Here is a 7,769-nt window from a genome sequence, read left to right as displayed (position 1 = left end):
TGAAAAATAATTTCAAGACATTCGTTGTCATTGCTTTGCTGCAAGGTTCTTATAACAGCGCATTTACGTGATCGCTGGTTTTCGGTAGCCGGAACGTTTTAGTTTCACGAACTTTGTTTATCTTCGGCAGACAGAACTCAGTTCGCTCTGACGCGACCACGCAAATGCGCGAAACGTTAGTAGCCATTTAAGAGGCGAATCGGAAATCAGACACTAATCAAACTACACAATTTAATGAAGAATTACTACAAAATTCTAGAAATTGAATACATAGCTTCTGATGCAGAAATTAAACAAGCATATAGAAAACTTGCACTAAAATATCATCCTGACAAAAATCAAGGAAACAAATCTTTCGAAGATAAATTCAAAGATGTAACAGAAGCCTATTCTATTCTTATTGACTCGTTTAAACGCAGAGATTATGACGCAAAATATAAGCAATATTTTCAAAAACAATCGAATAGACAAACCAATAACAAACAAGAATCTTCTAATGAAATAAATCCTTCGATGTTTCTTTCTATGTTCAGAAACATAAAAGATAAAGTACTTCAAAATTCCTTAAATATAAATGAGCAGGGATTGTTCTCAACTTTAGATGAGATTTTGTCTGAAAAGAATATCCAATATTTAATAAACAAGAAAGAGTTTTATATAAATAGTCAAATCATAGATGAAGTACTACTTTGCATGTTATTTCTGAATAGCAGTCAGAGAATTATGATTAGTGCGAAACTATTAAAACTGGCAAACAATGACCAAAGTTTAATTCAAAAAATTTCGAATCACAATAAGTCAAGTTCTAATTCACAGACGAAATCACAGAATTCTAAAACTACTGCAACACCTTACAATACTGGAAACTCAAATTTTGGATGTTATATATTTATAATTGCCATAGTTTTGATTGCAATTTTCATTTCAAACAGCAATAGTAAATCTTCTTCAACTAATTACGATTCACCATCGGTAGCAAATGGAGATTTGAATAATACCTTTGTTAATGATTCAAATTTATCAGGTCCTGATTCAACAACCACAATTTATCCTATTATATCGCCCGAGGAAAAAACTGAGCAAGAACGGCAAGCTCTTATCAATGAAGGTTGGTCGGAGACTGATTTAGAAAATGGACAATTACCAAATTGCTACAATTTCAAACCAAAAAAAGGAAGTATCGATAACAAGCTCGTTATTCACGTTGGCGGCGGAACCGATGTAGCTGTGAAAGTTATGAATATAGCAACTGAAAAGTGTGTACGATATGTGTTTATAAATAGTGGATCGACATATGAAGTAAGAAATGTACCCAAAGGTGTATATTATTTAAAAATAGCTTATGGGAAAGATTGGTATTCTAAAGTAGAAAATGGCCAGTGTGTCGGTAAGTTTTTAAGAAATGCAATGTATGAGAAAGGAGACAACATAATGGATTTTAATATAAAATATACCGATGGAGGCTACAGTATTCCTAGTTTCCAACTTGAGTTAGATGTCGTGTCTACCGGAGGTAATACTTTCAATTCGCAAAATATTTCTGAAAATGAATTCAATAAATAAGTTAAACGGCTACTAACCCTCGCTAAGTCGCGATTGCGGGGATTTCGGTAGCCGGAAGTTGTTCGTTCACGAAGAAAATTCTATCTTGGCAGAGAGAACTCAGTTCGCTTTGATCCGCAACCGCGCTTAGCGAGCTAACGTTGTGCGCTATGTTTCGCTAATCGAGTAAAAGTACAATTACCTTATAACAAGTTTCCTTTCGTATTTTAATCCATTAGTGCTTACTATCTTGATAATATACGTTCCTGTTGAAATGTTCGGTACATCAATATTTTGTGTCGAATTGATAATGATTTCACTATGAAGTTTTTTTCCTTGCATATCATAAATACCAAGCTCAGAATGAAAATAATTTTCATTCAGTTTAATCGTAAAACTTCCATTATTTGGCACTGGATAAACAAAATTATTGTTAGTAGCAAAAGTGGAAACACTCAACGGAATTGGTGAAAATTTTACAAGAAAAGCATTTTTTGGCAAGCTTGGATTTTCCGAAACTGCATTTAAATTTGATTGAAATGAATTTGGAGTAGCTATTTCATCTGTACTTTCTGTAGTGCCAATGATGTAGAAGTTATTATCATTGTCTATAAGCGTATTTACGCCAAATTCAGATTGTTCGCCTCCGTAATAAGTTCCAAAATATCTTGTTGCCCCATCTTTCGAAATTCTGGCAGTAAAACTCTCTGTGCTATTTGCCAATCCCAAATCGTTAGTGTGTATCAATGGCTGATAACTCCCAGGAGATGCTACATCACTAAATTTAGTACTGCCGCTGATAAAAATTTCCCCTTCTGCATCGATGTTAAGCAAAGTATACTGTGAGCCACCTCCTATACTAGAAGGGCCACTATTTCCCAAATAAGTTCCCCACTGTCGCACTCCAACATTGTTGAATTTTACCAAAAAATTAGAGTAATTTTGTTTTGTGGGTTGAAACACACCCGGAGTTGATATCCCATTATCACTGTTTGAGGTGCCAGAGATATAAACAAAATTATTTACCGCCTTGATATTTTTAAAGTTTTCAACTGATTCCCCAACGCCATAGGCAATGGATTTGTCGCTTAGACTGCCCCCAAAATAAGTACTCCAGTCACGACTTCCGCTAAAAGAAAACCTACTGATAAACATGTCTACGCCAATACCAAGGGAATTACTATTGAATGATTGGTGGCAACCTACGGTTGCAAAATAAGAATTCATAGTTGTATCTATAACATATCCGACAACAAACAGTCCCGTTTCATTTAGCGAAATTCCCGTAATTGTAGAAGTACTATTGCTAAAATTTGTCCCATAGTAAGTTCCCCACAATCGGTCACCATCTTTTGTAAACCTAACCAAAAAATTCTTTACGTCAGCTTCCGGTTCTGACACATCTGGATTCGGAACGAAAATCTCGTTAAAACTACCGATCGATGTTATATTTTCTTGGCTCGACGTCTTTCCAAAAAGGTATAAATTTCCATTTTCGTCGCTTTCTATCCCTGAAAAACTATCGACATAATTGCCACCATAGTAAGTTGCCCAAATCCTTGTGCCTGATGAAGCGAACTCAGCTAAATAAGCGTCATCCAAACCTATTGGGGAATCTTTATAAGAGCCTGGTGTCGCCATAGCTTCACTTGTGGTTTTTCCTGCTACAAATATCCGATCTTGAGAATCAATCGCAATTGTATTGATTCTATCAGCATTTGCTCCACCAATAAAAGTAGCCCACAATAATAACCCATTAGAATCAAATTTAGCCATAAATCCGTCAGAAATACCACCACCAAATGTAGTTTGGAATGAGCCTGGCGTCACAAATGAATTAAGATAGGTTGCAGTTCCTGTCATATAACCAACAATGTAAATGTTTCCCTGTGAATCTTGCGCATTATCCTGTACGTAGGTGTTTTCACCACCGTAATATGTTGCCCAAATTCGTTCATAATTAAAGTCCTGCGCTGTTGTTTGTTGGATTAAAAAAGATGCTATAATTGAAATTATTTTTCTCATGGCAATTTGATTTTAAAATGAGGCAGTCCGTGACCTGCCATTAATAATTGTTATTGCGCTAAAAAGATAGCGTTGCCTCCTCCCATGTCAATATATTCAAGAATAATTTGACCTGAATTATAATTAAAATAGGGGAAGTCGCCATGTGGACCCCAATTTCCCGAAAAAGCAACTCCGGTAAAACTGTATTTTAAAAATGCAATAACTTGGGTAGTGCCAAAAACTGTTTGGGCAGTTGTATTGGAAGTGGCAGTTTGTGCGCCTCCAGAAACAGTCTGCCTTACCCAACTCACAATAGCTGGAGTATTGGTGCCCGAAGTCGGATTAAAAGGAAACCCGCCAGAGTTTCCGTAATCTGTCCAAAAACCAGGCGCTAGTGTCAACAGTGTATTGGTGGACCAAAGTATAGGATACGAAAATGTGGAAGAATTGACAGTATTCAATTGATAGTTAAAATTATAAGATGTCAAATTGTAAACTTCAATTGTAGCGGCAGATGTATTTAGCCCCAACATTAAACTAAAAATTGCGATATATTTTTTCATGATTATTTTTTTAAAGTTCTTAATTCTTGAATTTTTGTAGCGTGAAATCTTAGCGCGGTTCTGATGACATCCCCCTCATTGGCATTTTTATCATATGCCACTTGATTTGACTCAAGATACAGTTTGCATTTGGCAGTGATCAATGCTAATTCACGCGTTCTGGCTTCAGGGCTTTCTGCCATTCTCATTGTAATTCCTCTGAAAGAATCTTCAAATTCAAGCATTTGAGGAGTTTTTTGAATTTCTTTAACTGTCACTGGAGCGTTAGATGAAGCTTTATCATCTTCGCCTTGACTACAGGAAAGAAAAGATGTTGCGACAACCAATATCGCTAAGTTAATAATTTTTTTCATTGTGATGTTTTCATCCCAGTGCATAATTGCTTAAGGCTGCTGTAAATGGATAAGGTTTATCCAGCCTGCAAAAGAGCATCAAACTAAACTCACGGATTTAAGTATTAGCTCCATTACTATCATGAATGCAGGCATAATAGGCCTGATTAATGAACAAGAATTATTTGTTTAAGGAAGTAGCTAAGTGGTATTGCTTTTCAAATATAGTCAAAATGAGAATGAAAAAATCTTAAAATGCGATTATTTCTAAATTTTAACACAGCGCACAACCGCCGTTTCATCGACATTGCCGAGATTTCGGTAGCCGGAAGTTGCGGTTTCACGAACATTGTTTATCTTCGGCAGAGAGAACTCAGTTCGCTTTGATCGGCAACGTCGTGAAGCGGCATAACGTTACAAGAACCTTGTTTTTCCACATAAATCACGATACGCTGATTTAGAAATAATAATTTTCTTCTTTATTTTTTTAAAATATGATTCTCATGCCGAGGTTTTCATATGAGTTTCGTTGGCTAGAAAACTTTGACAAACTTTTCTATCGAGGTTTTACATTTTTTTTTAAAGTCCGGAACATTTCGAAAATGATTTCCTTTTATGGGAAATCATTTTTTGATGTCTTTCAAGAAAACAGCTCAAAACGATCTTTGTCAAAGGCATAGCCGCAAGGTTCTTGTAACAGCGCATTTACGTGATCGCTGGTTTTCGGTGGCCGGAACGTTTCAGTTTCACGAACTTTGTTTATCTTCGGCAGACAGAACTCAGTTCGCTCCGACGCGACCACGCAAATGCGCGAAACGTTGGGCGTCATGCTTGAATAAATTACAACATAAGATACATATGACTGTTTTTAAAAAAATCATTTTCATATTCTTTTTGCTAACAAACATGGTTTCATTTGCCTAAAGCAAAGATTCAATTGAAGTAGCAAATACAACAGAAAAGTTCTTGAAAGCGTTTAAGGATTTTGATTGGGAGACCTTTAGAAATTACTTTGATGATGAAGCCTCAATTTTTTTTCCTGCACAATTTAGAACACGTAAATTAGGTCGAAAAGAAATAGAAGCTGCTTGGAAGGAAATTTTTCCAGAATTTATTGATCCTTCTAAAAAATTTGACCTAAAGTTAAATCCTCAAAGCCTACTTATACAAATGCATGGAAAGCTTGCAATAGTTACTTTTCATATGGGCGAAAACAGTGACTATTTATCACGAAGAACAATTGTTTTAAAAAAAGAAAAAGGAGTTTGGAAAATAGTCCATCTTCATGCTTCAGGTTTAAAAGAGTGATGCGGCACGACGCCCAACCGCCGTTTCAAGACATTGCCGGGATTTCGGTAGCCGGAAGTTGTAGTTTCACGAAGAAATATTATCTTCGGCAGAGAGAACTCAGCCCGCTTTAATCGGCAACGGCGTGAAGCGGCCTAACGTTACCTGCAAGTGTAACAGACCGACACCTCAAAACCATCCGACATCAAATTTTGACTAAAAAAGAGTAGTTGAAAACTTTTATTTGACATTGTTAGTTATCCTAACTATATTTACACCGACAATATTGTCATAACAATTTAATTCATAAAAAAATGAGCAAATCAGTTTTCTATCACGCAGGTTGTCCTGTTTGCGTTAGTGCAGAACACGACATCATTAATCTTTTAGGTTCAGACAAAGTGGAAGTAGTTCACTTTGGCAACGACAAGTCAAGAATTGACGAAGCAGAAAAAGCAGGTGTAAAATCTGTTCCGGCTTTGGTTACACCAAACGGTAATGTATTACACATCAACTTTGGGGCTTCAATGGCTGACGTAAAAGGCTAAAAAATTTGCCCCACAAAGTTAGGACAACTACCTTTGTGGGGCATTTTATTCTCTGTCAAGAAGAAATGAAATATTTAGTAAACATTGTTTTGCTTTTAATCTTTACTCAAGATTTTAGCCAAACACCAAATAAAACAACAGGTAAAATGAAAATAGCAGTTTGGGATACCTATGTAACAAAAAAAGACGGTAGTGTAATGCACTTCGACATTCTTGCACCCGAAGAAATTAAAGACACAACTGTAATCTATGGTTACGGAAAAGCATATCTAAAAACAAAAGGACAAGATGGTCAACCTTTGACATCAAAAGAATGTAGGTTTTGCCACGTTGAGACATTAAGACCTAATTGGGATGCCGACATTAAGAAGCAAGGTTACTTTATAATTGAAATGGAAAACTGTAACTAACTAACTACCAATAATGAAAAAGTCAGCATTTGATTTGGAGCATCAAAATTCGAGCATTGAGAGTAAAATTGTTGCTTCATTGGAAAGAGTTTCACAAGCATTTAGAGTTTTGCTTTGGAATGAAAGCAAAGAATTTTCATTAACTCCAATTCAAGTGCAGTTGCTTATTTTCTTATTGCATCACTCTGACGAAAAAAGAAAAGTGAGTTACCTAGCTGACGAATTTAATATGACCAAAGCAACAATCAGCGACACAGTAAAAACACTTGAACAAAAACAACTCATCAAAAAAGAATACGAAACACACGACACAAGAAGTTACATAATACATCTGACCAAGAAAGGTAAAGACACGGCAGAACAGACATCATTGTTTGCAAAACAAATACAAGTTCCCATTGACAAACTTCACGCAACCGACAAGGAAAATTTATTATTAAGTTTGTTAGACATTATTCATCATTTGAACAAATCGGGTATTATTACGATACAACGAATGTGTTTTACTTGCCACTTTTACAAGTCAGACAAAAACGGACAAAAACATTTTTGCGGACTTTTAAACACCAAACTTGCAGACACCGAATTACGAATTGACTGTGCAGAACATAAACAAACAGAATGACAAGAACACCAGCAGGTAACAGCGCAGTTAAGCAAGAGCTGGATTTCGGTAAGTTGAACGTTCGGTTTTCACGAAGAAAGTCTTATCTTGGCAGAGAGTACTCAGTCCGCTTTTCCGCTCCTGCGTAACTGCGCGAAACGTTATGCGATAGCTTACACCAAAACCTGAAAAGAAAAGAATAGAAAAATAATGAGAAAAATTATAATCCTAATTATATTAAGTGTCTTCAACATTTGTTCTGCTCAAACTAACATATACACAGAAATTTATCAAAATGCAGACTCACTAACAATTAAAGGTAAAGTTGGAGTTTTGGAAAGTCAAGTATATAAAATAGCAGATTCTTTGAGTGAAAAGCATCCTATGGAATATTTTAAAACTTCAGCAGAATACCTTAAAGAACGAAAGTTTAACGAAGCTTCTTTTATGTATTATTTAGGCTATTTCAGATATAA

At 35.7% G+C, this 7,769-nt stretch carries 9 protein-coding genes; 6 read left to right on the top strand and 3 right to left on the bottom strand.

The features are described 5' to 3' along the window. Window positions 1–234: 234 nt before the first annotated feature. A complete protein-coding gene (locus BLP55_RS15915; RefSeq protein ID WP_091147111.1) occupies window positions 235–1,563 on the top strand; it encodes a J domain-containing protein in 1,329 nt (442 codons plus the stop codon). A 177-nt stretch (window positions 1,564–1,740) separates the two neighbouring features. Here BLP55_RS15915 and BLP55_RS15910 read toward each other — a convergent pair whose 3' ends face one another. The 3 genes from BLP55_RS15910 to BLP55_RS15900 are packed head-to-tail and all read right to left on the bottom strand — an operon-like array spanning window position 1,741 to window position 4,465. Next, window positions 1,741–3,567, bottom strand: coding sequence for a T9SS type A sorting domain-containing protein (locus tag BLP55_RS15910; RefSeq protein ID WP_091147108.1), 1,827 nt, complete (start codon window positions 3,565–3,567; stop codon window positions 1,741–1,743). A 50-nt stretch (window positions 3,568–3,617) separates the two neighbouring features. Then, entirely contained in the window at window positions 3,618–4,112 is a 495-nt protein-coding gene (locus BLP55_RS15905) for a hypothetical protein (RefSeq protein WP_091147105.1), read from the bottom strand. A gap of 2 nt (window positions 4,113–4,114) precedes the next feature. After that, window positions 4,115–4,465 (bottom strand): hypothetical protein, encoded by a 351-nt coding sequence (locus tag BLP55_RS15900; protein ID WP_139149778.1) that lies wholly within the window; start codon window positions 4,463–4,465, stop codon window positions 4,115–4,117. A gap of 915 nt (window positions 4,466–5,380) precedes the next feature. Between BLP55_RS15900 and BLP55_RS15895 the strand changes: the two genes are divergently transcribed. The 5 genes from BLP55_RS15895 to BLP55_RS15875 all read left to right on the top strand — a co-directional run. Next, window positions 5,381–5,752: a YybH family protein gene (locus BLP55_RS15895; protein WP_091147097.1), complete on the top strand. Its 372-nt coding sequence runs from the start codon at window positions 5,381–5,383 to the stop codon at window positions 5,750–5,752. Between the two features lie 293 nt (window positions 5,753–6,045). Then, window positions 6,046–6,279 (top strand): thioredoxin domain-containing protein, encoded by a 234-nt coding sequence (locus BLP55_RS15890; protein ID WP_091147093.1) that lies wholly within the window; start codon window positions 6,046–6,048, stop codon window positions 6,277–6,279. A gap of 5 nt (window positions 6,280–6,284) precedes the next feature. Beyond that, window positions 6,285–6,689, top strand: a complete 405-nt coding sequence (locus BLP55_RS15885; protein ID WP_317040315.1) for a DUF2024 family protein — start codon at window positions 6,285–6,287, stop codon at window positions 6,687–6,689. Window positions 6,690–6,702: 13 nt separating this feature from the next. Beyond that, on the top strand, window positions 6,703–7,314 hold the full coding sequence (locus BLP55_RS15880; protein ID WP_091147090.1) for a MarR family winged helix-turn-helix transcriptional regulator: 612 nt from the start codon (window positions 6,703–6,705) through the stop codon (window positions 7,312–7,314). Window positions 7,315–7,503: 189 nt separating this feature from the next. Continuing rightward, a partial coding sequence (locus tag BLP55_RS15875) for a hypothetical protein (protein WP_139149777.1) occupies window positions 7,504–7,769 on the top strand: 266 nt, incomplete at its 3' end.

This window comes from Flavobacterium caeni (assembly GCF_900101895.1).
GTDB classification, from domain to species: domain Bacteria; phylum Bacteroidota; class Bacteroidia; order Flavobacteriales; family Flavobacteriaceae; genus Flavobacterium; species Flavobacterium caeni.
This window is presented reverse-complemented; position numbering and strand designations above follow the sequence as displayed.

What these genes read in the sequence shown, in the direction of transcription:
- BLP55_RS15915 (WP_091147111.1), top strand. Translation starts at nt 235, where the DNA reads ATGAAGAATTACTACAAAATTCTAGAAATTGAATACATAGCTTCTGAT.
- BLP55_RS15910 (WP_091147108.1), bottom strand. Translation starts at nt 3,567, where the DNA reads ATGAGAAAAATAATTTCAATTATAGCATCTTTTTTAATCCAACAAACA.
- BLP55_RS15905 (WP_091147105.1), bottom strand. Translation starts at nt 4,112, where the DNA reads ATGAAAAAATATATCGCAATTTTTAGTTTAATGTTGGGGCTAAATACA.
- BLP55_RS15900 (WP_139149778.1), bottom strand. Translation starts at nt 4,465, where the DNA reads ATGAAAAAAATTATTAACTTAGCGATATTGGTTGTCGCAACATCTTTT.
- BLP55_RS15890 (WP_091147093.1), top strand. Translation starts at nt 6,046, where the DNA reads ATGAGCAAATCAGTTTTCTATCACGCAGGTTGTCCTGTTTGCGTTAGT.
- BLP55_RS15880 (WP_091147090.1), top strand. Translation starts at nt 6,703, where the DNA reads ATGAAAAAGTCAGCATTTGATTTGGAGCATCAAAATTCGAGCATTGAG.